We start from the raw sequence: 24,801 nt of genomic DNA, 5'->3' as shown, positions 1-24,801 counted from the left end.
TAGAGAGACTTCGCTTGGAGCATCCCAAGCTGATCTGTTGAATATCTCTTCAGATACATTAAAGCAAATCAATCAAGATGGCGGTAATAAATCAGTTCTAGCAACATTGCTAGCGCAATCAAGTCGCCATCTATTTGGGCCAACATCTGCGCCCATTACCCCCTTAAAACATCAAGTTGTTTCAACCGAGAACTTACTCTCGAAGCTTACTTATCTGAAGCCTGATGAAGTAGCGCTAGTCAAAAAAGCATTTCAGTTTGCAGATACTGCTCACTTAGGGCAATACCGTCACAGTGGTGAGCCTTACATTACCCATCCAGTTGCAGTAGCTGAGTTATGTGCAACTTGGCGCCTAGATGCGCCCTCGATCATGGCAGCTTTATTGCATGATGTGATTGAAGATACCGGCTCGACTAAAGCTGACTTGGTTGAAAAGTTTGGCACTAAAGTTGCCGAACTCGTAGAAGGCCTCACTAAGCTTGATAAATTAGAGTTCCAAAGCCATGCTGAAGCCCAAGCAGAGAGCTTTCGCAAAATGTTTATGGCGATGGCGCGTGATGTCCGAGTCATCTTAGTTAAGCTGGCTGACCGTACGCACAATATGCGAACCTTAGATGCTGTCCCGATGGAAAAGCGTCGTCGGGTTGCCGCAGAAACAATCGAAATCTATGCGCCAATTGCACACCGCTTAGGTTTAAACATTATTTACCGTGATTTGCAGGATCTGAGTTTTCGCTATTCCATGCCAATGCGTTTTCGCGTCATTGAGGGTGCAGTAAAAAGGGCGCGCGGTAATCGTAAGGAAATCATTGAGAAGATTTTGCAAGCCTCGCGGATGTCTTTCGCAAAGGCCAATCTCGAAGTGGATCTGCGCGGTCGAGAAAAGACGCTTTACAGCATCTATAACAAGATGCGTAGCAAGCATGTGAGTTTTTCTCAAGTTCTAGATGTATATGCCTTCCGTGTGACAGTGCATAACATTGATGAATGCTATCGCGCCTTGGGCATTTTGCATTCTCTCTACAAGCCAATGCCAGGCAAGTTTAAGGATTACATCGCGATTCCTAAGCTCAATGGCTATCAATCGCTACATACAACTTTATTAGGTCCATCAGGTGTTCCTGTGGAGTTCCAGATTCGTACAACGGATATGCATGCGGTAGCAGAGGCGGGGGTTGCTGCGCACTGGGCTTACAAGGATGGATCACCGGATATGAGTGAGGTGCAGAACCGCGCTCATCAGTGGCTACAGTCCTTAATTGATATTCAGGATAGCAGTGGCGATTCTCAAGAATTTTTAGAACACGTCAAGATTGATTTGTTCCCGGATGCGGTTTATGTCTTTACTCCTAAAGGTCAAATCAGAGCCTTGCCTCGGGGCGCAACAGCACTAGACTTTGCATACTCCATTCATAGTGACCTTGGAAACAATTGTGTTGCTGTAAAAATTAACGGCCTGCAATTACCGCTACGCAGCGAACTCAAGAATGGTGACATTATTGAAGTGGTGACTTCGGCAAACTCCCAGCCAAATCCTGGTTGGTTAGCCTTTGTACGTACTGGTAAAGCGCGCGCCTCTATACGACATTCCTTAAAAACAAAACATTACGCTGAATCTTTGCAATTGGGCGAACGCCTCTTGGCCAATGGTCTTCGGCAGCAGGGTGTTGATGCTGCTTTGATTACCCCAGAGATTTGGGAAAAGTTAATGCATTGGACCGGCGATAAAACACGTGAAGAGGCATGCGTCAATATTGCATTAGGTAGAAGATCGCCTCAAGAGCTCGCAATTCGTCTTAAGATCTTGATAGATGATGAGGGTGGCGGTGATCAAATGCGTTTGGGTGCTGCTGATTGGATAGCATCGACTACTGAGGTCAGTCACCATCAGCGCCAGGCCATCTTGGTGGATGGGCGTGAAGGCAATTCAATTAGCTTTCAGACATGCTGCCATCCAATACCCGGCGATAACATTATTGGTTATCTCGGTAAGGGTGAGGGCCTACAAGTACATACCAACGATTGCCCAGTTGCCCTGCGGATGCTATCAAAGGATGGTGATAAGTGGGTCGAGGTAGAGTGGAGTAAAGAAGTTCATCGTGAATTTGAAGTTGATTTAGCGATTGATACTCGCCAGGGTAAAGGTGTTCTAGCACGAGTTGCTAGCAGTGTTACTTCCGCAGATTCAAACATCATGAATGTATCGATGGAAGATCGCTACAAAGAAGACTCGGTCACTATTCGTTTCACGATCCAGGTATATGATCGTTTGCATTTATCAAAGGTCATGCGCAGCCTACGCACCAACCATGATGTGATGCGAGTGACTCGCACTAGGGCGCTTTAAACCCCTAAATCATTCTAGAGATACTGGACGTCTAGTATTTCAATTTCACAAGGTCCGGTAGGAGTTTGGATTGACACGCAATCCCCTAATCTTGCTTTGATTAAAGCTTTAGCAATCGGTGATACCCAGCTGACGTGGCCTTTCTCAAGATCAACCTCATCCACTCCCACAATTGTGATTACGGTTTCTTTTCCAGCATCTGGACCCTCTAGCGAGGAGTAGGTAACGGTAGCGCCGAAGAAGACTTGTTCGGCATCAGCATCCCCATTTTTGCGGGCTAAATTGTCTACAACTATGGCAAATTCCAGTCTTTTATTGAGAAAGTGAATCCGGCGGTCAATCTCCCGAAGCCGCTTTTTGCCATATATATAGTCCCCATTTTCCGAACGGTCGCCATTGGAGGCGGCCCAGTGAACTACCTTTACTACCTCAGGCCGATCAAGGTTCAAGAGCTGCAGAAGCTCGGCTTTGATGCGTTCGTGGCCAGTGGGTGTAATGTAGTTTTTCTCTTCCATGGCATAATTATGGCTGTTGCGGCTGTAGCTCAGCTGGATAGAGTACTTGGCTACGAACCAAGGGGTCGTGGGTTCAATTCCTGCCAGCCGCACCATTTTATTGAGGGCCTAGTTGAAAAACTGGGCCCTTTTCACTTTCCCAAGCCCTTCATGAAGATCCCTTATAGTTGGGATTGGACGATTTCATGCTCTTAGCGAAATTGCCGTAATCACCCGTATTAGCACTTTAGAAGCCTACTAGAACCCCTTTTTTTGATAATGACGACCAGTACCGATACCGCCACAGTAAATACTTCGATTGCGAAGTGGGTATTGGTCGACTCAGAGAATGCCAAGGTTTTGGTTACTGGCAAAGTGGATGTCTATTCGCTGACAAATGTATGGACTCAAATACGCGAACAACAAGATGCCTGGTTAAAAAGTTCAGGTAGTCACTCATTGGTTTTTGACGCCACTCATATTGCATCGCTCGATGTCGCAGGCATTGCATTTTTAATTGACCTTGAAGAGGCGCAACAAAAATCGGGTGGCAAGTTTTCCATAGTGGGATTAGATCCTAAATATGAACCATTGCTCAAAGAGTTTGACCCAATCGTTAATTTATTTCCAGTTCCCAAAGCGACTCTCAAGAGCGGTTTCATCGTTGAAACTGGCAAAGTTACCCAGGTTTTATTAGACGATGCCAAAGGCCTCGTGACTTTTACTGGCCACCTAGCGGCTGATTTATTTTGGTCCTTACGTAATCCAAATCAAGTGCGCTGGGGCGACTTTGTTAATGCGGCAGTTCAAGCAGGTATTGCAGCTTTACCAATCGTTGGTTTAGTGTCATTCCTCATTGGCGTTATTTTGTCCTTTCAGGCTGCAATTGGGATGAAGCAGTTTGGAGCAGTCTCTTTTGTTGGTCCTTTGGCGGCGCTGGGTATTGTGCGCGAGATGGGTCCTTTGATTACGGCAATCTTGCTTGCTGGTCGTTCATCAGCCGCTTTTGCTGCTGAGATTGGCACCATGACTGTAAATAGCGAAGTTGATGCATTGGTAACTGGTGGCCTGAGTCCAATTCGCTTCCTGGTGGTACCCCGTGTGCTTGCCGGAATTTTAGTGATGCCAGTTCTCACCTTATTTGCTGACATCGTGAGTATTTTTGCTTCTATGGTGACGATGCTGGCTTATGACATCCCATTCATCAATTTTTGGAACGGGATGGTGCAAACGGTGACGATTGAGGATATTGGCTCTGGACTTATTAAGGCAACCTTGTTTGGTGTTGTCGTGTCTGCTGTTGGCTGTCTGCGTGGCATGCAAACTGGCACTGGTGCAGCAGCAGTTGGTATCTCTGCTACCCGTGCGGTGGTCAGCAGTATTGTCATGATTGTGGTGGTAGACGGCATCTTCGCATACATCTCCTATAAGACAGGCTTCTAATGGACCAGAACGCACTTGCGATTGATGTTCAGAATTTGACCGTAGGTTACGGCTCAAATATTCTTTTGCAAAATCTCAACTTCTCGGTTAATTATGGTGAGATCTTTGTGATCTTGGGCGGTTCCGGTTGTGGAAAATCAAGCCTACTGAAAAATCTCTTTGGTCTATATGAGCCCATATCAGGCGATGTCCTCATTGAAGATATGAATATCACTACTGCAACTGGTGCGCAGCGCCAAAAGATTATGACTAGCTTTGGTGTGATGTATCAACAAGGCGCATTATTTGGTTCGATGAACTTGTTGGATAACGTGACGCTATTTATGCAGGAGTACACCGATCTCCAGCAAGAGCAGATGGACCTATTAGCGCGCTGTAAGTTAGATTTAGTAGGCCTATTACCCTATGAGAGCTATATGCCGAATGAAATTAGCGGTGGTATGCAAAAGCGTGCTGCCATTGCTAGAGCAATGGCTTTAGATCCTAAGATCTTGTTCTTAGATGAGCCCTCTGCAGGTCTTGACCCCATTACTTCAGCAGATCTAGATAGTACGATTTTGGATCTCTCTAAAAATTTAGGAATTACGTTTGTGATCGTCTCGCATGAGTTAGCCAGTATTTATGCTATTGCAGACAAGGTCATTATGTTGGATAAGGAAAGCAAGGGCATCATTGCCCAGGGCGACCCGAAAGTGTTAAGAGATGCCAGTCCCGATCCCAGGGTCCATCAATTCTTCAATCGCATGATGAGCAAGGAAGCTGCATGAGTAATCATTCCAATCCAAATTATTTCCGTTTAGGCGTTTTTGTCCTTGCCGCAATCGGAGTACTAATAGCAATTATTTTGGTCTTCGGATCAGGTCAATTGTTCCAAAAATCCTTTGTCGTAGAAACCTACTTGAAGCAGTCTGTTACTGGTCTTGATACGGGTGCTGCAGTGCGCTTTAGGGGCGTCAAGATTGGCCAAGTCACCATGATTGGACTATCGGGTGATATCTATGAAAAAGACACTCCCTTCGAGAAGCGTCTCCAATACGTAGTGATACGTATGCAAATCTTTGGGGATAAATTAACCGAGGGTCAGATTGAGGACTTTGTTAAAAATAATCTGCGGGCACGCGTCAAGTCTATGGGCATCACAGGTGTTAACTATGTTGAGTTTGATTTCACTAGTAATAATTCTGAGTACACTCCACTTGTGTATCCCTGGAAGCCTGCAGAGCCAGTAATACCCTCTCTTCCCAATCAAGCGGATGAAATTATTTCCGGATTACAAAAATTTGTAAGCACGCTTAATCATACAAATATTGAGGAAACACAAAAGAAGTTTGATCAACTGTTGGTTAATTTAAATACTCTCATGGCTGGTGATGGTAAGAGCCATGAAGGCCTAGTGCGCTCAGTTCAATCTCTCAATGTCATTATGGAGCGTATTGCTAAGGTAACTGATAAGGAAGAGTTAACTATTCTCATGCGTGAATTGATCGGAACTATTGTTTCCTTGCGACAAACGGTCACTAGCATTCAAGGGGACACTACCGCAACAATTGAAAATCTGAAGCAAACCACTGAAAATCTCAATGAGTTCAGCCGCATAGCTAGTCAATCCCCATCAAGTTTGATTTGGGGTGAGCCACCTCCAAAAATCGTACTACCGATGAATGGCACGCAAGGACAATCTGGAGTTCAAAAATGATGAAGCGCATTCTTCTTTCTGTCGTAGTTTTAGGTTTATTTGCCTGCTCATTACCAAGCCGAGCGCCTGTTACTCCAACTGCCTTTATGGTAAATCCAGAGCGCAGTGGTGAACCTCTCAAGAATCGCTCAAGCCTTTGGCTCAAAATTGGCTCTGTTTCTGTAGCGCCACCATACGATGGTAGATCTTTGGTTTACCGCCTTGGCGATCAGCGTTTTGAAAAAGATTTTTATAACGTCTATACGACATTGCCAGCCGATATGATTTCGAATGCGGAGCGTCAATGGATTAACAAGTCGGGGATATTTTCTGCGGCAGTAGGGCAAAGCAACAGCTTCTTTCCTTATTACACCCTGCAAGCAACCGTTAATGAATTCTATGGCGACTATCGTGTAAAGCCCGAAGCTGTAGTGAGTATCGAGTTTTTCTTGACTGTGACTAATAGCGGTAAAGGTAATCCCCTAATTGGTAGCAATCGATATAGCAAACGTATTGCTTTAAAAGACAACACACCAGCAGCCTTAGTAATGGGCCAACAACAGGCTCTTGCAGAGATTTTTAAGGAATATGAGGCGCAGCTAGATCAACATGCTGCCAATCTGCCCAAGCCCATGGGGTATTGATCTAAAAGCAAATCTACATATCAATAGTATTTAGGAGACAAAATGGATTTAGGAATTAAAGGTAAGGTTGCATTAGTCATGGCATCTAGCCGTGGCCTAGGTCAAGCTATGGCAGTGTCCTTGGCGCGCGAGGGTGTGAAGGTAGCTGTCACTGGCCGTAATCCCGAAGGCCTAAAGCATTCGGTTGAATTGATTGAGGCGGCTGGCGGTAAAGCTTTGGCGCTGAACTGGGATCTCTCAGATATTTCCGTGATTGATGGCTTGGTTTCTCAAGTTGAAAAAGAGCTAGGCCCAATTGATATCTTGATTAATAACACTGGTGGGCCGCCTCCAACTTTAGCTGCCGGTCAGGATCCTGCTCTTTGGCAAAAAAGCTTTAACGATATGGTCCTGTCACTCATTGCTATTACTGACCGTGTATTACCCGGTATGCGGGAGCGTCAGTGGGGGCGCATTATTACAAGTACCACCTCAGGCGCCATTGCCCCAATTAAAAATTTAGCGATTTCTAATACCTTGCGGGCCGCACTGCTGGCATGGTCTAAAACATTGTCTGCTGAAGTGGCGCATGAAGGTGTGACTGTGAACATCATCATGCCGGGTCGTATTGCAACTGATCGCTTACGCCAATTGGATGAAGCCAAAGCTAAACGTGAGAATATTTCTTACGCGGATGCAGTGAAGGCAAGCCTACAGCAGATTCCGATGGGTCGTTATGGAGACCCTCAAGAGTATGGTGATGCCGCAGCATTTCTGGCTAGCCAGAATGCCTCCTTTATTACTGGCACTGTCATGCGTATAGACGGCGGTCAGATTCAGGCAATTTGAAGCTGATAGCCGACTTTCTCAAGAGTCTTAGACAAGAGCTGCGCTCTCGCGAGCTGGCTTGGCTATTTATTGCGCTAACACTTTCGGTTACAGCTTTATCCAGCGTTAGTTTTCTCGCTGATCGTATGCAAAGGGCATTTCAATTCGATGCCCGCCAATTACTTGCCTCTGATGTACTGATTGCTTCAGATCAGCCGCTCCCAGAGCGATTTATTACGCAAGCAGCTAGTCAGAATCTGAAGATTGCTCAGACGATTGTGTTCCCGAGTATGGCAACTGTGGGATCGCAGAGTAAATTAGCTTCTTTAAAAGCCGTAAGTCCACTATATCCATTACGCGGTGCTCTACAGGTGCAGACGAGCAGCTCAATTTTTAAGTCTGGGCCACCATCTGGTTCTGTGTGGGTCGATCCGATCATGCTGAGTAGTTTGCAGGCAAAGCTCGGCGATCAAATGACGCTGGGACAGAAAAAATTTCAAATTGCTGGTGTGCTTGAGCGTGAAATAGACCGCGGTGCGGGCTTTATGAACTTTGCACCACGCGTGATGATGTCATTAGAGGATTTACCAGCTACGGGTTTAATCGGGCTTGGCAGTAGGGTGACCTATCGCTTGCTGCTTGCAGGCGATGATGAACAAGTTCAGTCATATGAAAAATGGGTCAAGGGCTATATTGATTCTGAGGGCTTGCGTGGCTTACGAATTGAGACGCTAGAAAATGCACAGCCTGTAATGCGAAAGACTTTAGAGCGGGCAGAGCGCTTTTTATCCCTGATCGCCGTGCTTACCGCCATGGTAGCTGCTGTAGCAATTGCTTTATCAGCGCGTCGTTATGCGCTAAAACAGGCTGATGGTTGTGCTGTTCTCAAATGCTTTGGCGCGACTACATCCATTATTTTAAGAAAACAATTCAAAATAATTCTAGGTTTGGGGCTCTTTGCTGCGCTACTGGGATCCGCTCTCGGCTATTTAGTCCAACTGGCATTAACCTTCTTGCTAGGAAATTTGATTTTGACAAGCTTGCCCAGTATTTCAGTCTGGCCTGTTATCTGGAGCTCACTCTTTACCTTTTTTCTGTTGATTGGTTTTGCTGGACCACCAATCTTTTCATTGGTGAAGATTTCACCGATACGACTCATCCGTAAAGAATTTGAAGGTATCAATAGCTCGGCTATATGGGTTGCCACCTTTGGCTTGGGTACAGCAGCCGTCCTCATAGCGCTCGCAGCACGAGACTTAAAGTTAGCCTTTTGGGCTGGCCTGAGTTTTGGCGGGGCGATTGTGGTGTTTTCTGCTTGTGCTTGGATGGTTCTCAAGATATTAAGCAGAATTCAGACAAAGAACTTTGCTATTCGGTTTGCGATTACTGCGCAAAGCAGGCGTTCGGGTTTTGTAGTGATGCAAATCACTTCACTGGGTATTGCTTTAATGGCGCTATTAATGATCTTGTTGTTACGTCAAGATTTGTTAAATACCTGGCAAGGAAATATCCCATCAGATGCACCTAATCGTTTCATGATTAATGTGCAGGGCGATCAAAAGTCGAATATCACCGACTCCTTAGTCAATGCCGGTGTAACAAAGCCAGACTTTTACCCTATGATTCGAGGTCGCTTGGTTGAGATAAATGCGCGCGACATCTCTCCTAATGATTTTGTGGAAGATAACGCTAAACGTTTAGTAGACCGAGAATTTAATCTCTCTTATACCGATCAGTTGCCGCCAGGCAACCGCCTGACTGAGGGCAAATGGATCTCAGGTGATAGTCCGCAGATATCCATGGAAGTGGGAATTGCTAAAACACTCAAACTCAAGATGGGCGATCAACTGACTTTTGAGGTGGCAGGCGAAAAAATTACTGCGCCCATCACCTCGCTGCGTAAATTAGACTGGGGATCGATGCGGGTCAATTTCTTTGTGATCATGCCGCCTGCGCAATTAAATGCTTTGCCACAGTCCTGGATTACTTCCTACTATCAAGACCCACATCAAGGAGCGCTTGATTTTCAGATGACGCAAACTTATCCCAATCTTACAGTCGTTGATGTATCGGCCTCACTAAACCAAATACAAGATGTCTTGAATAAGCTCTCTGCAGCACTCGGATTGCTATTCGCATTTACGATCGCCGCAGCAGTCTTAGTGCTGGTGGCCGCTATTTCAGCAACCCAGGACGATCGATATCGCAATGCTGCCTTATTAAAAGCGATTGGTGCTTCACGCAGCACATTGGCCAGTATTGCGCGCGTTGAATTACTAGTGATTGGTTTTGTTGCCGGCACTTTGGCAGGCCTTGCGGCAGGAGCTGCTGCCTGGGCTTTGGGCCACTATGTCATGGAGATTGAATTTAACGCCTTTGGTCAGTCACTCCTCATGGGAGTTTGCTTTGGCGTAATTGCTTGTCTAGCGGCTGGATATCGCTTTGGTCAAAAGATTCAGAGTGCTACTGCAATTGAATGCTTAAGAGAGAGCCACTAAGTTAACTTCACTAAGTTAGTTTTACTAAGTTCTTAGGCAGCTCAACTAGGCGTGTGCCTGCAAAACGATCGGCTAAGCCTTGACGTTGCATTGGATCTCTGCGATCTAAATAAATCGTGAGCGGCCAAAAAAAGAGGGCCACTGCAAAAAGCATTTCAATAATTTGCCATTTCTCTAGGTGGAATGCCCATTGCAATAGAACGCAAGGAATAAGCCAGAGAGAGCCGTAAATATAGCGCCAAAAAGCTTGACGTTTTTTGAGTGTATAGCCTTGCTGATCAATCAAGCGAACACGCCAAGTTTGCATCGCCAATGTCTGGCCCGACTTTGTCCAATACCAAATAAAGTAAATGCCTAAGACGGTGTAGAGATATAAAAATGTTAACCAGCTTGGTAGTGAAACTCCAAACAAAATACCGAGGCCCAGGTTGGGAAGTAAAAAGGTGAGCGCGATAACCCCAAGAAGCACAAGCTGCTCATACAAGCAGCATGAAACACGGCGCCAAAATTGTGGGGAAGGTAGGACTTTGAGTTCGGCTGGCGTCATAAAACCGCTTTGAGTGTCATCAAAATACTAGTTGTTGGGTGCGCTGCTCTCAGGGGCTGAGCCAGCAGGTTCGGCCGGGAGGCTTCTTGGATTTGGAGCTGGTGGAGCCGGAGTGGTATTTGGGTTAATGGCGTGCTGCTGTAGTGTAGGCGCATTGATGGCATTTGGCTTTTTCTTGGTCTGAGTTTCAGCCAATTTTTTCTTTTGCTCATCACTGAGCTTTTGATAAGCCGTCCAAGCCTCAGCTTTTTTCTCAGCAGGAAACTTGAGGCTGCTCAAATAGTTCTCACGCGCAATACGACGCTCTTTCTGAGAAAGGTTTGACCAGCTTGCCATGCGAGATTGCAAGCGTTGCTGATCTTGTGGGCTCATTTTTGGATAGATATTGGCTACTTGGATCCATTTTTTACGACTATCGGGAAGCATGTAATCCCAATCACTTTCCAAGGGAGCTAGAATCTGCCGTTGTGCGGGTTTGAGACCTTCCCATGTTCCATCTGGTTTCTTTTCTGGAATGGCTGGAGCTTTTCCGTGAGCAGCGCTTGGCGTTGCTTGTGCAAGAACGGTCGATGTATGAATACCAAGCGAGCAGATCACTAGCGCTGCATAAGCGCTAGCAATAAAAGACTTCGGTGTCCGTAACATCGAAAGGTGCTGAATTATTTGCTTTGAACTGAGTCTGTAGCGGAATCACCAGAATCAGATAGAGGACCATTTTTCAGGAAGGCTAAGAAGCCATTGTCAGCATAAGCATCAGGTGGGACATCATCAGACAGTAGCGCCGCATCCACTTCGGCAATATCGTTGATACGAGAATCATTTTGCCAGTGAGCAATACCGATTAATCCAAATACTAGTACCGCGAGGGGCGCTATCCAGCCAAACATATCCCACATACCATTTGATCCAGAGCTCCAGTTACCGGCGGCGCCTGCAAATACGGGTTTATTAGCAAAAACTTTTTCTGTTTTTCTAACAGAGAGGGCTTTCATACGCGCTGCATGGAGGCGGTCTTTAATACCAGCAGGCAGACTGTGGGCACCTTGGCTAAGCAGGGCGGCACTAGCACGGCCAAATTGGTCTGCTTGGGTCTCGGTCAGTTGGTCATCAAAGTGTTTCACAGCGTAATTCCTTTTAATTTCAATGCTTTAGCTAGGGTCTGGGTGGCTCTAGAACAATGGGTTTTGACACTTCCTTCACTGCAACTCATTGCTTTAGCGGTTTCAGTAATACTTAGCTCATCCCAATAACGCATCAGGAAGGCTTCTCGTTGACGTACAGGTAATTTAGCAATTTCTGACTCCAAAGCCTGTAAAAGCTGACTCTGTTCGAGTTTTTGAGCCCCATCTTGGTGAATTTCACTGTCATCTGGGGCTGAAAGTGACTCTAAAGGGTCAAAATCATCGTTTTCATCGGTTTTCTTACCCATGTTGGAAAACAGGGTTACCCAGGTATTTCTGACCTTTTGGCGCCTAAACCAGTCGTGGATCCGGTTTTGCAGAATTCTCGTGAATACCAGGGGAAGCTCGGCAGCTGGGCGATCACCGTATTTTTCAGCCAATTTGATCATGGCGTCCTGAATAATGTCCATGGCGGCGTCATCATCACGCACGGCATATACGGCTTGCTTAAAAGCACGCTGCTCGACACTGCTCAGAAAGTCGGATAGTTCTTGGGCTGATGCCATGCAATGGATTAGACCTGAATCGGTAAGAATTGGGCTATTTTAGGGGATTGCTATAGAATATAAGGCTTACTACCTAGATTCTCATTCAAGAAGTGGTTTTTCCGGTAGCAGCGCCGTTCGAACTCGGGCCACAAGCAAGAGATAGAGCAGACCAAACAATTTTTTGCCGAAAATTGCAAAGGACGAAAGAAAATGAATACAAGCAGCGCCGAATTTTTAGCTACTAAAGCTAACAAAGACTCAGCAAATCAAAATATCGTAGCCGCACCTCCAGAAATGATTGGTGCTGAGATGCTCGTGCAAGCTTTGCACAAAGAAGGAGTTGAATACGTTTGGGGTTACCCAGGCGGTTCTGTTCTCTTTATCTACGATGAAATTTTTAAACAAGATAAGTTTGAACACATTCTTGTTCGTCATGAACAAGCAGCCGTGCATGCAGCCGATGGTTACGCACGTGCAACCGGTAAGGTTGGCGTTGCATTGGTAACCTCAGGTCCTGGTGTGACCAATGCGGTTACCGGAATTGCGACGGCGTATACCGACTCGATCCCAATGGTGATCATTAGCGGCAACGTGCCAACTTATGCAATTGGCGAAGATGCTTTCCAAGAAGCCGATACCGTCGGTATTACTCGCCCAATTGTGAAACATAACTTCTTGGTAAAGGATGTTAAAGATCTTCCTTTGGTATTGAAGAAAGCCTTTCACATTGCACAGACAGGTCGTCCCGGACCAGTGTTGATCGACATCCCTAAGGATGTATCAGCAACTAAGGGACCATTTGTGTATCCAGAAACTCTGGAGATGCGTTCTTACAATCCAGTAGTGAAGGGACATAGCGGCCAGATTCGTAAGGCAATTGCCTTGCTACAGGAAGCAGAGCGTCCATATATTTACACTGGTGGCGGCATTATTCTGGCAGACGCAGCGCCTGAGCTCAAAGAGTTTGCTGAGCTTTTGGGTTATCCAGTGACCAATACTTTGATGGGTCTTGGTGGCTTCCCAGGTACTAGCCCACAGTTTGTAGGCATGCTTGGTATGCATGGCACCTATGAAGCCAATATGGCTATGCAGCACAGTGATGTGTTGATTGCAATTGGTGCGCGTTTCGATGACCGCGTGATTGGTAATACACAGCACTTTGCAAGTCATCCACGCAAAATCATTCATATCGATATCGATCCTTCCGTGATTTCTAAACGCGTGAAGGTGGATGTTCCGATTGTTGGCAATCTCAAAGAAGTATTGGTCGAGATGACTGCGCAACTTAAAGCTTCTGGACCTCGTAAAAACGGTGAGAAAGTTGCCGCATGGTGGGATCAGATCAATGAGTGGCGTAAAAAAGATTGCTTGAAATACGACGAAGCTTCTCAGATTGTGAAGCCACAGTATGTTGTTCAGAAGTTATGGGAACTGACTGGTGGTGATGCTTTCATCACCTCTGACGTAGGTCAACATCAAATGTGGGCTGCTCAGTACTATAAGTTTGACCAGCCACGTCGTTGGATTAACTCTGGTGGTCTTGGCACCATGGGCGTAGGCTTGCCTTACGCGATGGGTATCAAGAAAGCATTCCCGGATAAGGATGTGTTTGCGATTACGGGTGAAGGCTCGATTCAGATGTGTATTCAGGAGCTCTCTACCTGCAAGCAATACAACACTCCAGTGAAGATCGTTTCATTGAATAACCGTTACTTAGGTATGGTTCGTCAATGGCAGGAGCTTACCTATAACAAGCGCTACTCCAGTTCATACATGGATTCTTTGCCTGACTTTGTGAAGTTAGCAGAAGCCTTTGGTCACGTTGGTATGCGCATTGAGAAGAAGTCAGATGTTGAGGGCGCGCTCAAGGAAGCAATTCGTCTAAAAGATCGTACCGTGTTTATGGATTTCCAAACTGACCCAGAAGAAAACGTTTGGCCTATGGTTCAAGCGGGCAAGGGAATTACTGAAATGCTTTTGGGTAGTGAGGATCTTTAATGCGACACATTATTTCTGTATTAATTGAGAACGAACCAGGGGCATTATCACGAGTTGTGGGGCTGTTCTCAGCTCGCGGTTACAACATTGAAGCTTTAAGTGTTGCACCTACCGAAGATCCCTCTTTATCACGCATGACAATTGTCACCATTGGTTCGGACGATGTCATTGAGCAAATCACTAAGCACTTAAACCGCCTCGTTGAGGTTGTTAAGGTATTTGACTTAAGTGAAGGTCCGCACATTGAGCGCGAGCTCATGATGATTAAGGTGCGCGCTGTTGGTAAGGAACGTGAAGAACTAAAGCGAACCACTGATATTTTCCGTGGCCGCATTATTGACGTAACGGATAAGAGTTACACCATTGAGCTGACAGGTGATGGCGCTAAGTTAGATGCCTTCATCGATTCCATTGATCGTGCATCGATTCTCGAAACCGTTCGCTCAGGTGGTTCTGGTATTGGGCGCGGCGAGCGCATCCTCAAAGTTTAATTTTTTAACTGATTTATTAAGCAATAAATATTTTTCAACACAAGGAAATAGCATGAAAGTTTTTTACGATAAAGACGCTGACTTATCCCTCGTTAAGGGCAAGAAAGTCACCATCATTGGTTATGGTTCACAAGGTCATGCACACGCATTGAACCTCAAGGACTCTGGCGTTAACGTGACTGTCGGTTTGCGTAAGGGTGGTGCTTCATGGTCTAAAGCAGCCAATGCTGGTTTGACAGTGAAAGAAGTTGCTGATGCCGTAAAAGACGCAGATATCGTCATGATGTTATTGCCAGATGAGCAAATTGCGGATGTCTACACCAAAGAAGTACATGGCAACATTAAGCAAGGCGCTGCTTTAGCTTTCGCACACGGCTTTAACGTTCACTACGGTCAAGTTCAGCCACGCGCTGATTTGGACGTCATCATGATTGCTCCTAAAGCTCCTGGCCACACTGTTCGTGGTACTTACTCACAGGGTGGCGGTGTTCCGCATTTGATCGCTGTCTACCAAGATAAATCTGGTTCTGCACGTGATCTCGCTTTGTCATACGCAACAGCGAACGGTGGCGGTCGTGCCGGCATTATCGAAACAAATTTCCGTGAAGAAACTGAAACTGACTTGTTTGGTGAGCAGGCTGTACTTTGCGGCGGCGCTGTTGATTTGATTAAAACAGGCTTTGAAGTATTGGTTGAAGCCGGATATGCTCCAGAAATGGCTTATTTTGAGTGCTTGCATGAGCTCAAGTTGATTGTTGACTTGATCTACGAAGGCGGTATTGCAAATATGAACTACTCAATTTCAAACAATGCTGAGTATGGCGAGTATGTTACTGGCCCACGTGTTGTTACCGCTGAAACTAAGAATGCAATGCGTCAATGCTTGAAAGATATTCAAACTGGCGAATACGCAAAGAGCTTTATCTTGGAAAACAAAGCTGGTGCTCCAACCTTGATTTCTCGTCGTCGCTTGAATGCTGAGCATGAAATTGAAATCGTTGGTGCTAAGTTGCGCGCGATGATGCCTTGGATTGCTAAGAACAAATTAGTAGACCAAACCAAGAACTAAGAAGTAAAACAAAAGTAGTTCAACAAAAGGCTCAGAACAACGATGATGTATCCGCACCCCATTATTGCAAAAGAAGGTTGGCCGTATTTAGCACTAGTGGGGGCTTTGACTTTATTGGTCCACTTTCTAGGCGGCATCGTATGGTCATGGCCACTCTGGATCATTTTTATTTTTGTTCTGCAGTTTTTCCGCGATCCACTGCGCATTCCTGCTTTAGGTCGTGATTTGGTGTTATCTCCAGCAGATGGTCGGATTGTTGTCGTTGAAAAAGCCAATGATCCATATGCTGGCCGTGAGGCGCTGAAGATTAGTGTTTTCATGAACGTTTTTAATGTGCATTCCAATCGTAGTGCCGTCAATGGCATGGTAAAAGAGATTCAATATTTCCCAGGCAAGTTTGTTAATGCGGACTTAGATAAAGCATCTACTGAGAATGAGCGCAATGCCGTTGTTATTGATGCCAATGGTCAGATGGTGACCTTGGTCCAGGTTGCAGGCTTGATTGCACGTAGAATTCTTTGCTATACCCATGTAGGCGATCGCCTCAAAGCGGGTGAGCGTTATGGTTTTATCCGCTTTGGTTCTAGGGTTGATATTTATTTACCCCTCACAGCTGAGCCATTGGTTAGTGTTGGTGATAAAGTGTTTGCTACAAATACAGCATTAGCCCGTATGCCAGGTCTAGATTAATTACAACTCAATACTGGGACTTTCTTTGACTACATTTCGCCGTCGTGGCCGCATTGATCGCAGTCGCCTTTCGCATAAACGAACGGGTGCAGATGAGCAGTGGGCTGAAGAATTAGATGATGGTCTTGATTTCGAGGTAGAAGAGCTACATCCTCAAAAACCACGCTTACGCAGCAAGGGAATTTATTTACTTCCCAACGCATTTACTACAGCAGCTTTATTTTGTGGCTTCTTTGCCATTGTCAATGCGATGAATCACCAGTTTGAAATGGCAGCAATCGCTATTTTTGCCTCCCTGGTGTTAGACGGTATGGATGGACGTGTTGCTCGTATGACAAATACGCAAAGTGCTTTTGGTGAACAATATGATTCTCTCGCTGATATGGTTTCATTTGGGGTTGCTCCTGCACTAGTTGCATACGAGTGGGCTTTAAAGGATTTAGGTAAGTGGGGCTGGTTAGCTGCCTTTACCTATTGTGCTGGCGCTGCTTTGCGCTTAGCCCGTTTTAATGTGAACACTGGTGTTGTTGATAAGAAGTTCTTCCAAGGTTTGCCAAGCCCAGCGGCTGGTGCGCTGATGGCAGGATTTATTTGGTTGGCTGATGACAATAAGATTCCTGTGCGCGATACCTTAATTCCGTGGGTAACCTTCTTTATTGCCGTTTACGCCGGCTTGACCATGGTCTCAAATGCCCGTTTTTATAGTGGTAAAGCCCTTGATGTGCGCTATCGCGTCCCTTTTGGCGTGATGGTCATCATGATTCTGACATTCGTTTTGATTTCCTCCAATCCGCCTTTGACCTTGTTTGGTGTATTTGTGGTGTATTCCATATCTGGCTATGTCATTTGGGCATGGGAACGGCTGAGCGGTAAGCGTTTTAGCTAATTTTAGAATTTTCGGGTATATTTAATCCATGTTGATGAATTTGTCTTTAAACAACCTCCTTCTACTAGCACTAAGCCTAAAGCTTGGGGCGGGTAAGGCCTGAGTTGATGAGATCAAAATAATTCATTAACCACCACATACCAGCCCCAGCTAATTGCTGGGGTTTTTGTTTTTAAGCTTCAAATTGAGTCATTGTTAATAAAGAGTTCAAAACCGGAGAGTAGTGATGAGCGATAAAGTAATCATTTTTGACACCACCTTGCGTGACGGCGAGCAATCCCCTGGTGCTTCCATGACCAAGGATGAAAAAGTCCGTATTGCTCGTCAATTGGAGCGTCTCAAAGTCGATGTGATCGAAGCAGGCTTTGCCGCGAGCTCTGAGGGTGACTTTCAGGCAATCTCAGCAGTGGCTGCTGCGGTTAAAGACTCTATTGTGTGTTCATTGGCTAGAGCAAATGACAAAGACATTACACGTGCCTCAGATGCCTTAAAAGCCGCCAAAGCAAAACGCATTCATGCATTCTTGGCGACAAGCCCTTTGCATATGGCTGTCAAATTGCGCATGTCTCCAGAAGAAGTTTTAGAGCAAGCTAAACGTTCGATTCGCTTTGCTAGAAACTTAGCCGAAGATATTGAGTTCTCAGCAGAGGATGGCTATCGCTCAGAAATCGATTTCTTATCTAGAGTAGTTGAGGCAGTGATTAAAGAAGGCGCCACTACTATCAATATTCCCGATACCGTAGGTTATGCGACTCCTGAGTTGTATGGTGAATTCATTAAAGCTTTGCGTACACGGGTACCGAATTCAGATAAGGCCGTTTGGTCTGTGCATTGCCATAACGACTTAGGTATGGCCGTTGCCAATTCTTTGGCCGGCGTGAAGATTGGTGGAGCTCGCCAGATTGAGTGCACCATTAACGGCTTGGGCGAACGTGCCGGTAATACTGCATTAGAAGAAATTGTGATGTCTTTGCGTACTCGTAAAGATTATTTTGATATGGTGTGCGGCATCGATGCCAGCCAAATTGTTCCAGCATCGAAGTTGGTCTCTCAAATCACTGGCTTTGTAGTGCAGCCCAATAAAGCAGTAGTAGGTGCAAATGCTTTTGCTCATGCATCAGGAATTCATCAAGACGGTATTTTGAAGAACCGCGAAACTTATGAAATCATGCGTGCTGAAGATGTGGGCTGGTCTACTAATAAGATCGTTTTGGGTAAATTATCTGGCCGCAATGCGTTTAAACAGCGTTTGCAAGAATTGGGCATTACTGTTGAAGCCGAAGCAGATTTAAATGAGGCTTTTGCAAGATTTAAAGCTTTGGCTGATCAAAAAGCAGAAATCTTTGATGAAGACATCATTGCCATCATGTCAGATTCTGCTGCTGCAGAGGAAGGTGAGCATTATCACTTTATCTCTTTGAGTCAGCATTCTGAAACGGGCGAGCGTCCTAAATCACGCGTTACCTTCCGTATGGGCGAGAAGGAAGTAAGTTCTGAGGCTGAAGGTAATGGCCCGGTCGATGCTAGCTTGAATGCGATTGAAGAAATTGCTAAGAGCGGGGCAGAGCAATTACTGTATTCAGTAAATGCCATTACTTCAGGGACTCAATCACAGGGTGAAGTGACTGTGCGATTAGCTAAGGGCGGTCGGATTGTGAATGGCGTTGGCACTGATCCAGATATTATTGCTGCCTCTGCCAAGGCGTATTTATCGGCCTTGAACAAATTGCATGATCCAAGTCAGGCAAAGCTCAACGCCCAGATGACCCCCTAAGTGACACCTTCAGTTTTTTGTAGGCGCTACAAAGATTTTTACTTGTTTAAGTCGGAGTCTTTGTAGTATTTGGTTCCTTTGCCGGTGATTTCAGCGGCAAGTCCTGTGTCTGTCAATTGGTACATCAGTACTCCAGGAGCAACAACGGAAGCATCTTGATAAGAGGCGCCATCCTTGTCGTATTTAGCTGCTGCAGTGACCTGTCCACCAAAAGTCCATCCAGAATTTACAAAGTCATTGAGCGCAGATTCGGTTTGGAAGATAAAAATATTTTGAAATGATTTAATGCCCAGGCCAAGACCTGCCTGCACCTCTGCCATATCCATGTAGACCGGTTTCTTAGATGATTTGTTGATCACTACGCCTGTGCCTGTGCCGCCACCAGCAATCAAAATTTTCATGCCGAAGTTACTAAAAGTGGCATACCCAATCGATTTATCAATGAGGTCTTTTGCCTTTGGTTGTACCTGGTAGAGATGCTTTAGGATTTCGTCATTCTTTTTGAGAATGTCATCTTTTTGCTGGGCAACTGTTTTGCTTGGGCCAAATGGATTTGAGAATTGCGCAAAAGCAGCTTGGTTAAGACTAAATCCCAATATTGCTATGGCTAATAGGGAGCGTAAATATGGGTTCATTATGATAAGTTATTGATTTATATAGATAATTTTATTATTTGAGAGATTTTACTTACTAAAGCATACCAATAGTAGGGGGTCTTTTGGCATTTTATAGGGCCTATCTGCTACAATTCGATGGCTTTGATTTATAAAGCTTTTTTGTTTTATTTTGTTTATAACGCACGACACAAATTGGGTGAAAGCTCAAGTGTTCGCAAGTAAGGAGCATTAAAAATGGCAGTTGCTGATATTAAGACGGCGGAAATCGTCAAAGAAAACGCGCGCAGCGCAAACGATACGGGTAGCCCTGAAGTTCAAGTTTCATTGCTAACAGCCCGCATCAATGAATTAACCCCCCATTTCAAGGCTAACGCTAAAGATCATCACAGCCGTCGTGGTTTGTTGAAGATGGTTTCACGTCGCCGTCGCCTCTTGGATTATCTCAAGGGCAAAGATTTGGATCGCTATCGCGCATTGATCGACAAATTAGGTCTCCGTAAGTAATTCTTATCGGTATGCAATGCCATCTTTCTTAGGGTTGTTTCTTTCCAGATTCAGTCTTAAGCAGATGGCATGTTTTTTGGGCGCTTCAAGTTCATTTGTGTAGGGGATCGTGTCATTCCAATGGGTTTCTGAATATCGATCAGAGTCTCCCTGGAATGGCATCCCTTGTGACCTTAAATCGCTCCAGTGTTGTCGTGACACTGCTTTATCCCACGACAAGCGTAATGCTCATGTGAGTTTTGCGTGAACAATTTGGAGAAGATCAGAATGACTATGTTTAAAAAAGCAGTAAAGAGTTTTCAATGGGGTAATCATCAAGTAACAATGGAAACAGGCGAGATTGCTCGCCAATCTGGTGGTGCCGTTATTGTTAACGTTGATGACACCGTAGTAATGGGTACAGTAGTTGCCTCTAAGTCTGCAAAGCCAGGCCAATCCTTTTTCCCATTAACAGTAGATTATTTAGAAAAGACTTACGCAGCAGGCAAGATCCCTGGCGGCTTCTTTCGCCGTGAAGGTCGTCCATCAGAAGGTGAGACTTTGATCTCCCGTTTGATTGACCGTCCATTACGTCCTTTGTTCCCAGAAGGTTTCTTAAACGAAGTTCAGGTTGTAGTGCATGTGTTGTCCATTAACCCAGACGTGCCTGCTGATATTCCTGCTTTGATCGCTGCTTCTGCAGCTTTGGCAGTTTCAGGCATTCCTTTTGCTGGCCCAGTTGGCGCAGCTCGTGTTGGTTACGCTAATGGCCAATACCTTTTGAACCCAACTCGTACAGAGCAAGCTACTAGTGAACTGGATTTGATCGTTGCTGGTACACAAGCTGCTGTATTGATGGTGGAGTCTGAAGCAAACCAATTATCCGAAGATGTGATGTTGGGTGCCGTGGTTTATGGCCATGATCAAATGCAAACTGCGATCAACGCAATCAATGATTTAGTGCGTGAAGCTGGTAAGCCAGAGTGGGATTGGACTGCAGCTCCTAAAGATGAGCCGTTTATTGCTAAGGTCACTGCATTGGCTGAAGCTCCATTGCGCGAGGCTTATCAGATTCGTCAAAAGGGTGCACGTTCAGACAAGCTGAAAGAAATCTCTAAACAAGTATTGGCGAAGTTATCTGAAGAAGGCGACGTTGATGCTGTTGCTGTGAGTGACATCATGTTTGAAATCGAAGCGAAGATTGTTCGTAGCCAGATTCTGAACGGTGAGCCACGTATTGATGGTCGCGATACACGTACTGTTCGCCCAATTGAAATTCGTAATGGCGTATTGCCACGTACACACGGTTCTGCATTGTTTACCCGTGGTGAAACACAAGCCTTGGTAGTTGCTACCTTGGGTACTGCTCGTGACGAGCAAATTATTGATGCTCTCGAAGGTGAATACCGCGATCGTTTCATGTTCCACTACAACATGCCTCCATTCGCTACAGGCGAAACTGGCCGTGTAGGTAGCCCTAAGCGTCGTGAAATTGGTCACGGTCGTTTGGCCAAGCGCGCATTGATTCCAGTATTGCCAAGCCCAGAAGATTTTGCATACAGCATCCGTGTTGTTTCAGAAATCACTGAGTCCAATGGCTCATCATCCATGGCTTCCGTTTGCGGTGGCTGTTTGGCAATGATGGATGCGGGTGTTCCAGTAAAAGCTCACGTTGCTGGTGTAGCAATGGGCTTGATTCTCGATGGCAATCGTTTTGCTGTATTGACCGATATCTTGGGTGACGAAGATCACTTAGGCGATATGGACTTCAAAGTAGCGGGTACTGCAAACGGTATTACTGCGCTCCAGATGGACATCAAAGTTCAAGGTATTACTAAAGAAATTATGCAAGTTGCGTTGGCACAAGCTAAAGAAGGTCGCTTGCATATCTTGAGCAAAATGCAAGAAGCTATGGGTTCAGTTCGTACAGAGCTGTCAGCACATGCTCCACGCATGGTCTCATTCAAGATTCATCCAGACAAGATTCGTGAAGTGATTGGTAAGGGTGGAGCAACCATTCAGGCCTTGACCAAAGAAACTGGTTGCAGTATCGATATTAAAGATGACGGTACAGTGACCATTGCTTCTACCAGCGCTGAAGGCATGGCAGAAGCAAAAGCACGTATCGAAGGCATCACTGCAGAAGCTGAAGTAGGCAAGATCTACGAAGGCCCAGTTGTGAAATTGCTCGAGTTTGGTGCCTTAGTAAACATTCTTCCAGGTAAAGATGGTCTCTTGCACATCTCTGAAATCTCTAACGAACGCGTTAAAGAAGTCAAAGATTACTTGCAAGAAGGTCAGGTTGTGCGCGTGAAGTTGCTTGCTGCTGATGAGCGTGGTCGTTTGCGTTTATCTCTTAAAGCCGCAATGGCAGATGAGGGTGGCACGATTGCTCCTTTAGCTGGTGCTGCTGAAGCGGCTCCTGCAGCTGACGAAACAGCTTAAATCATTTACGTCTACTACTGCGAGAAGCTCTTATGCGCGTAATGGAAATCAAAGAATTTGGCGCACCAGAAATGTTGGTTGCTGCCACTCGTCCGGATCCAGCGGTACCAAATGCTGGTACCGGCGAGATTTTGATTAAGGTAATTGCTGCTGGTATTAATCGGCCAGATGTATTGCAGCGCAAGGGTCACTATCCCGTGCCTGCAGGTGCATCCGATATTCCGGGTCTTGAAGTTGCCGGCGAGATTGTTGGCGGTGATCTAGATCATGCTGATAATCTTTTTGGTCTGAAGGTTGGCGATAAGGTTTGCGCTTTAGTGCAAGGCGGTGGTTATGCAGAGCTCTGCACAGCCCCGATTGCGCAATGTTTGCCTTACCCAAAAGGGTTCACCGATCAAGAAGCAGCTTCCTTGCCTGAAACTTTCTATACCGTATGGAGTAACGTCTTCATGCGTGGTGAGTTATCAGAAGGCGAAACACTTCTGGTGCAGGGTGGCTCTAGCGGCATTGGGGTCACAGCCATTTTGATTGCTAAGGCTCTCGGTCACAAAGTATTTGTGACAGCAGGTACAGATGAAAAGTGTGCAGCTTGTATCAAGCTAGGTGCTGATGTTGCCATCAATTACAAAACACAAGATTTTGTAGAAGAAGTGAAGAAGGCAACAGATGGCAAGGGTGTCAATGTCATTCTGGATATGGTCACTGGCACCTATGTGCAGAAGGAAATTGATTGCTTGGCCGATGATGGCCGCATTGTGATCATTGCGATTATGGGCGGCTCTAAGGCCGAGGTGAATACCGGTCAAATTTTGCGTCGTCGCTTGACCATTACAGGCTCAACTCTTCGTCCACGCCCAGTGTCATTTAAGAAGCAAATCACTCAACAACTGCATGCTCGTATTTGGCCGTTGTTAGATTCTGGCAAATTAAAGCCTGTGATTTATAAAACATTCACACTTGATCAGGCAGCGGATGCTCATCGCTTGATGGAATCTTCTGAACACGTTGGCAAGATTGTTTTGACAGTCTAGAAACTGCTACAGAATATGCGACCACTCATCGTTATCGGCAACTGGAAAATGAATGGCAATCTTGCTAGCAATGAAGATTGGATTAAGACCGTTGCCCGTGGGATGGAAAGTGGTATGCCCTCTGGTCGCAAGTTTGCAGTGTGCCCACCGTTTCCTTATCTCACTCAATGTGCGTTATTGATAAAAGAACATTCTTTAGCATTTCTTAGTTTGGGTGCTCAAGATGCATCTGCTGATATTGCTGGTGCCTACACAGGTGAAGTTGCGGCTTCATCGCTAAAAGAAATGGGCTGTAGTTACGTGATTGTTGGGCACTCCGAGCGCCGCCAACTCCATCATGAAGTTGATGAGCTGGTTGCTGCGAAAGCTTTGCAAGTACTGGATAGTGGAATGACGCCCATTATTTGTGTTGGCGAGACGGCTGATGAAAGAAATTCTGGTAGGGCAGTTGAGGTTGTTCGTGGTCAGGTTGCAAAACAGCTGACTGTACTTCAGGATCGCTTGGCAGATTGTTTGATCGCTTATGAGCCAGTCTGGGCTATCGGCACGGGCAAGGTTGCCACTGCTCAAGTAGCTCAGGATATGCATCGCGCTATTCGTTTGCAGTTAGCGGAATTTGATGAGGATGTTGCCTCTCATGTTGGAATTTTGTATGGCGGCAGTGTCAAACCTGACAATGCCGTTGAGTTGTTTGCAATGCCAGATATTGATGGCGGTTTAGTTGGAGGGGCTTCTTTGGACCCCCAGGACTTTCTAGCCATCTGTAAGGCATAGATTTTTATTTGGAGATAAATTGTGGAATGGCTTAAGACTTTATTGATCGTATTGCAAATCATTTCAGCGTTGGCTGTGATTTTGCTGGTTCTATTGCAGCAAGGTAAGGGTGCTGATATGGGAGCTGCTTTTGGCTCTGGTTCTTCTGGTAGCTTGTTTGGCGCCAGTGGTTCTGCCAACTTTTTATCTCATGCAACCGCTATTTTTGCTGCAGTCTTCTTTATTTCTACTCTAGGTATTACCTGGCTTGGTAATAAGAAGGAAGTTAGTCCTGGGGTTCTTTCTGGAACCGTTGCGCCAGTAGTGGCGCCAGCTGCCCCTGTGGCACCCGTTCAGGACCCAACTAAACCCGCAGTTCCTAAGTAAAAGAGTAGGTTTTTACAGATATATCTACCCCTAATTGTGGGTAGTTCAGTTGT

General features: G+C 45.7%; 25 protein-coding genes and 1 tRNA gene. 19 read left to right on the top strand and 7 right to left on the bottom strand.

Going from position 1 to position 24,801, the window contains the following annotated elements:
• Window positions 1-34 precede the first annotated feature (34 nt).
• The gene (locus ICN17_RS09200; RefSeq protein WP_216861848.1) at window positions 35-2,347 is read left to right on the top strand and encodes a bifunctional (p)ppGpp synthetase/guanosine-3',5'-bis(diphosphate) 3'-pyrophosphohydrolase; all 2,313 of its coding nucleotides are present in this window, start codon (window positions 35-37) and stop codon (window positions 2,345-2,347) included.
• A gap of 14 nt (window positions 2,348-2,361) precedes the next feature.
• Here ICN17_RS09200 and greB read toward each other — a convergent pair whose 3' ends face one another.
• On the bottom strand, window positions 2,362-2,862 hold the full coding sequence (greB, locus tag ICN17_RS09195) for a transcription elongation factor GreB (RefSeq protein WP_216237202.1): 501 nt from the start codon (window positions 2,860-2,862) through the stop codon (window positions 2,362-2,364).
• Window positions 2,863-2,880: 18 nt separating this feature from the next.
• Here greB and ICN17_RS09190 point away from each other — a divergent pair.
• From ICN17_RS09190 to ICN17_RS09160, 7 genes are all read left to right on the top strand, one after another.
• Window positions 2,881-2,957 (top strand) — tRNA-Arg (locus ICN17_RS09190).
• A gap of 163 nt (window positions 2,958-3,120) precedes the next feature.
• The gene (locus tag ICN17_RS09185) at window positions 3,121-4,284 is read left to right on the top strand and encodes an ABC transporter permease (RefSeq protein WP_216237201.1); all 1,164 of its coding nucleotides are present in this window, start codon (window positions 3,121-3,123) and stop codon (window positions 4,282-4,284) included.
• Window positions 4,284-5,051, top strand: coding sequence for an ABC transporter ATP-binding protein (locus tag ICN17_RS09180; protein WP_216237200.1), 768 nt, complete (start codon window positions 4,284-4,286; stop codon window positions 5,049-5,051). Before ICN17_RS09185 ends, ICN17_RS09180 begins: the two co-directional genes overlap by 1 nt.
• Window positions 5,048-5,980, top strand: coding sequence for an MlaD family protein (locus ICN17_RS09175; RefSeq protein WP_216237199.1), 933 nt, complete (start codon window positions 5,048-5,050; stop codon window positions 5,978-5,980). The genes ICN17_RS09180 and ICN17_RS09175 overlap by 4 nt, the downstream gene beginning before the upstream one ends.
• Window positions 5,977-6,603, top strand: a complete 627-nt coding sequence (locus ICN17_RS09170; RefSeq protein WP_216237198.1) for a membrane integrity-associated transporter subunit PqiC — start codon at window positions 5,977-5,979, stop codon at window positions 6,601-6,603. The genes ICN17_RS09175 and ICN17_RS09170 overlap by 4 nt, the downstream gene beginning before the upstream one ends.
• 42 nt (window positions 6,604-6,645) lie before the next feature.
• Window positions 6,646-7,431: an SDR family oxidoreductase gene (locus tag ICN17_RS09165; RefSeq protein ID WP_216237196.1), complete on the top strand. Its 786-nt coding sequence runs from the start codon at window positions 6,646-6,648 to the stop codon at window positions 7,429-7,431.
• Complete coding sequence (locus tag ICN17_RS09160) at window positions 7,428-9,908, top strand: ABC transporter permease (protein ID WP_216237194.1); 2,481 nt, start codon at window positions 7,428-7,430, stop codon at window positions 9,906-9,908. Before ICN17_RS09165 ends, ICN17_RS09160 begins: the two co-directional genes overlap by 4 nt.
• 10 nt (window positions 9,909-9,918) lie before the next feature.
• Here the strand turns inward: ICN17_RS09160 and ICN17_RS09155 are convergent, their stop codons facing one another.
• Genes ICN17_RS09155 through ICN17_RS09140 form a run of 4 tightly spaced genes read right to left on the bottom strand, consistent with a single transcriptional unit; the run spans window position 9,919 to window position 12,142 of the window.
• Window positions 9,919-10,455 (bottom strand): RDD family protein, encoded by a 537-nt coding sequence (locus ICN17_RS09155; protein ID WP_216237192.1) that lies wholly within the window; start codon window positions 10,453-10,455, stop codon window positions 9,919-9,921.
• 27 nt (window positions 10,456-10,482) lie between these two features.
• The gene (locus ICN17_RS09150) at window positions 10,483-11,100 is read right to left on the bottom strand and encodes a DUF3106 domain-containing protein (protein WP_216237191.1); all 618 of its coding nucleotides are present in this window, start codon (window positions 11,098-11,100) and stop codon (window positions 10,483-10,485) included.
• A 14-nt stretch (window positions 11,101-11,114) separates the two neighbouring features.
• Window positions 11,115-11,576, bottom strand: a complete 462-nt coding sequence (locus tag ICN17_RS09145) for a DUF3619 family protein (protein ID WP_216237190.1) — start codon at window positions 11,574-11,576, stop codon at window positions 11,115-11,117.
• The gene (locus tag ICN17_RS09140) at window positions 11,573-12,142 is read right to left on the bottom strand and encodes an RNA polymerase sigma factor (RefSeq protein WP_216237189.1); all 570 of its coding nucleotides are present in this window, start codon (window positions 12,140-12,142) and stop codon (window positions 11,573-11,575) included. Before ICN17_RS09140 ends, ICN17_RS09145 begins: the two co-directional genes overlap by 4 nt.
• Before the next feature lie 192 nt (window positions 12,143-12,334).
• Here ICN17_RS09140 and ICN17_RS09135 point away from each other — a divergent pair, with 192 nt between their 5' ends.
• From ICN17_RS09135 to ICN17_RS09110, 6 genes are all read left to right on the top strand, one after another.
• Window positions 12,335-14,122: an acetolactate synthase 3 catalytic subunit gene (locus tag ICN17_RS09135; RefSeq protein WP_216237188.1), complete on the top strand. Its 1,788-nt coding sequence runs from the start codon at window positions 12,335-12,337 to the stop codon at window positions 14,120-14,122.
• Window positions 14,122-14,613, top strand: a complete 492-nt coding sequence (gene ilvN / locus ICN17_RS09130) for an acetolactate synthase small subunit (RefSeq protein ID WP_216237187.1) — start codon at window positions 14,122-14,124, stop codon at window positions 14,611-14,613. Before ICN17_RS09135 ends, ilvN begins: the two co-directional genes overlap by 1 nt.
• Window positions 14,614-14,665: 52 nt before the next feature.
• Window positions 14,666-15,682 carry a ketol-acid reductoisomerase gene (gene ilvC, locus ICN17_RS09125; protein WP_087910092.1) on the top strand — a complete coding sequence of 339 codons (1,017 nt, stop codon included), beginning with the start codon at window positions 14,666-14,668 and terminating at the stop codon, window positions 15,680-15,682.
• A 42-nt stretch (window positions 15,683-15,724) separates the two neighbouring features.
• Window positions 15,725-16,372 (top strand): phosphatidylserine decarboxylase, encoded by a 648-nt coding sequence (locus tag ICN17_RS09120; protein WP_216237185.1) that lies wholly within the window; start codon window positions 15,725-15,727, stop codon window positions 16,370-16,372.
• A 25-nt stretch (window positions 16,373-16,397) separates the two neighbouring features.
• Window positions 16,398-17,258, top strand: a complete 861-nt coding sequence (gene pssA, locus ICN17_RS09115) for a CDP-diacylglycerol--serine O-phosphatidyltransferase (protein ID WP_216237182.1) — start codon at window positions 16,398-16,400, stop codon at window positions 17,256-17,258.
• Window positions 17,259-17,484: 226 nt separating this feature from the next.
• A complete protein-coding gene (locus ICN17_RS09110; RefSeq protein WP_216237181.1) occupies window positions 17,485-19,032 on the top strand; it encodes a 2-isopropylmalate synthase in 1,548 nt (515 codons plus the stop codon).
• Window positions 19,033-19,070: 38 nt separating this feature from the next.
• Here ICN17_RS09110 and ICN17_RS09105 read toward each other — a convergent pair whose 3' ends face one another.
• A complete protein-coding gene (locus tag ICN17_RS09105) occupies window positions 19,071-19,667 on the bottom strand; it encodes a YSC84-related protein (RefSeq protein WP_216237180.1) in 597 nt (198 codons plus the stop codon).
• Window positions 19,668-19,883: 216 nt separating this feature from the next.
• Here ICN17_RS09105 and rpsO point away from each other — a divergent pair, with 216 nt between their 5' ends.
• Window positions 19,884-20,153 carry a 30S ribosomal protein S15 gene (gene rpsO / locus ICN17_RS09100; protein WP_068948469.1) on the top strand — a complete coding sequence of 90 codons (270 nt, stop codon included), beginning with the start codon at window positions 19,884-19,886 and terminating at the stop codon, window positions 20,151-20,153.
• Window positions 20,154-20,156: 3 nt separating this feature from the next.
• Here the strand turns inward: rpsO and ICN17_RS09095 are convergent, their stop codons facing one another.
• On the bottom strand, window positions 20,157-20,354 hold the full coding sequence (locus tag ICN17_RS09095) for a hypothetical protein (RefSeq protein ID WP_145954953.1): 198 nt from the start codon (window positions 20,352-20,354) through the stop codon (window positions 20,157-20,159).
• A 66-nt stretch (window positions 20,355-20,420) separates the two neighbouring features.
• Between ICN17_RS09095 and pnp the strand changes: the two genes are divergently transcribed.
• From pnp to secG, 4 genes are read left to right on the top strand one after another with little or no spacing between them, the layout of a single operon-like run.
• Window positions 20,421-22,577: a polyribonucleotide nucleotidyltransferase gene (pnp, locus tag ICN17_RS09090; RefSeq protein WP_216237179.1), complete on the top strand. Its 2,157-nt coding sequence runs from the start codon at window positions 20,421-20,423 to the stop codon at window positions 22,575-22,577.
• A 32-nt stretch (window positions 22,578-22,609) separates the two neighbouring features.
• Window positions 22,610-23,608 carry an NAD(P)H-quinone oxidoreductase gene (locus ICN17_RS09085; RefSeq protein WP_216237178.1) on the top strand — a complete coding sequence of 333 codons (999 nt, stop codon included), beginning with the start codon at window positions 22,610-22,612 and terminating at the stop codon, window positions 23,606-23,608.
• A 15-nt stretch (window positions 23,609-23,623) separates the two neighbouring features.
• Entirely contained in the window at window positions 23,624-24,382 is a 759-nt protein-coding gene (gene tpiA / locus ICN17_RS09080; protein WP_216237177.1) for a triose-phosphate isomerase, read from the top strand.
• 21 nt (window positions 24,383-24,403) lie between these two features.
• Entirely contained in the window at window positions 24,404-24,748 is a 345-nt protein-coding gene (gene secG, locus ICN17_RS09075) for a preprotein translocase subunit SecG (protein WP_216237176.1), read from the top strand.
• The last annotated feature ends 53 nt before the right edge of the window (window positions 24,749-24,801 follow it).

The organism is Polynucleobacter sp. 73C-SIWE (assembly GCF_018882465.1).
GTDB lineage: Bacteria > Pseudomonadota > Gammaproteobacteria > Burkholderiales > Burkholderiaceae > Polynucleobacter.
Note: the sequence above shows the minus strand (reverse complement) of the source record. Positions and strands in the feature narration are given on the sequence as shown.

What these genes read in the sequence shown, in the direction of transcription:
- ICN17_RS09140 (WP_216237189.1), bottom strand. Translation starts at nt 12,142, where the DNA reads ATGGCATCAGCCCAAGAACTATCCGACTTTCTGAGCAGTGTCGAGCAG.
- ICN17_RS09165 (WP_216237196.1), top strand. Translation starts at nt 6,646, where the DNA reads ATGGATTTAGGAATTAAAGGTAAGGTTGCATTAGTCATGGCATCTAGC.
- ilvN (WP_216237187.1), top strand. Translation starts at nt 14,122, where the DNA reads ATGCGACACATTATTTCTGTATTAATTGAGAACGAACCAGGGGCATTA.
- ICN17_RS09085 (WP_216237178.1), top strand. Translation starts at nt 22,610, where the DNA reads ATGCGCGTAATGGAAATCAAAGAATTTGGCGCACCAGAAATGTTGGTT.
- ICN17_RS09185 (WP_216237201.1), top strand. Translation starts at nt 3,121, where the DNA reads ATGACGACCAGTACCGATACCGCCACAGTAAATACTTCGATTGCGAAG.
- ICN17_RS09135 (WP_216237188.1), top strand. Translation starts at nt 12,335, where the DNA reads ATGAATACAAGCAGCGCCGAATTTTTAGCTACTAAAGCTAACAAAGAC.
- tpiA (WP_216237177.1), top strand. Translation starts at nt 23,624, where the DNA reads ATGCGACCACTCATCGTTATCGGCAACTGGAAAATGAATGGCAATCTT.
- greB (WP_216237202.1), bottom strand. Translation starts at nt 2,862, where the DNA reads ATGGAAGAGAAAAACTACATTACACCCACTGGCCACGAACGCATCAAA.
- ICN17_RS09150 (WP_216237191.1), bottom strand. Translation starts at nt 11,100, where the DNA reads ATGTTACGGACACCGAAGTCTTTTATTGCTAGCGCTTATGCAGCGCTA.
- ICN17_RS09175 (WP_216237199.1), top strand. Translation starts at nt 5,048, where the DNA reads ATGAGTAATCATTCCAATCCAAATTATTTCCGTTTAGGCGTTTTTGTC.
- ICN17_RS09155 (WP_216237192.1), bottom strand. Translation starts at nt 10,455, where the DNA reads ATGACGCCAGCCGAACTCAAAGTCCTACCTTCCCCACAATTTTGGCGC.
- ICN17_RS09110 (WP_216237181.1), top strand. Translation starts at nt 17,485, where the DNA reads ATGAGCGATAAAGTAATCATTTTTGACACCACCTTGCGTGACGGCGAG.
- ilvC (WP_087910092.1), top strand. Translation starts at nt 14,666, where the DNA reads ATGAAAGTTTTTTACGATAAAGACGCTGACTTATCCCTCGTTAAGGGC.
- ICN17_RS09105 (WP_216237180.1), bottom strand. Translation starts at nt 19,667, where the DNA reads ATGAACCCATATTTACGCTCCCTATTAGCCATAGCAATATTGGGATTT.
- rpsO (WP_068948469.1), top strand. Translation starts at nt 19,884, where the DNA reads ATGGCAGTTGCTGATATTAAGACGGCGGAAATCGTCAAAGAAAACGCG.
- ICN17_RS09120 (WP_216237185.1), top strand. Translation starts at nt 15,725, where the DNA reads ATGATGTATCCGCACCCCATTATTGCAAAAGAAGGTTGGCCGTATTTA.
- ICN17_RS09180 (WP_216237200.1), top strand. Translation starts at nt 4,284, where the DNA reads ATGGACCAGAACGCACTTGCGATTGATGTTCAGAATTTGACCGTAGGT.
- pnp (WP_216237179.1), top strand. Translation starts at nt 20,421, where the DNA reads ATGACTATGTTTAAAAAAGCAGTAAAGAGTTTTCAATGGGGTAATCAT.
- ICN17_RS09170 (WP_216237198.1), top strand. Translation starts at nt 5,977, where the DNA reads ATGATGAAGCGCATTCTTCTTTCTGTCGTAGTTTTAGGTTTATTTGCC.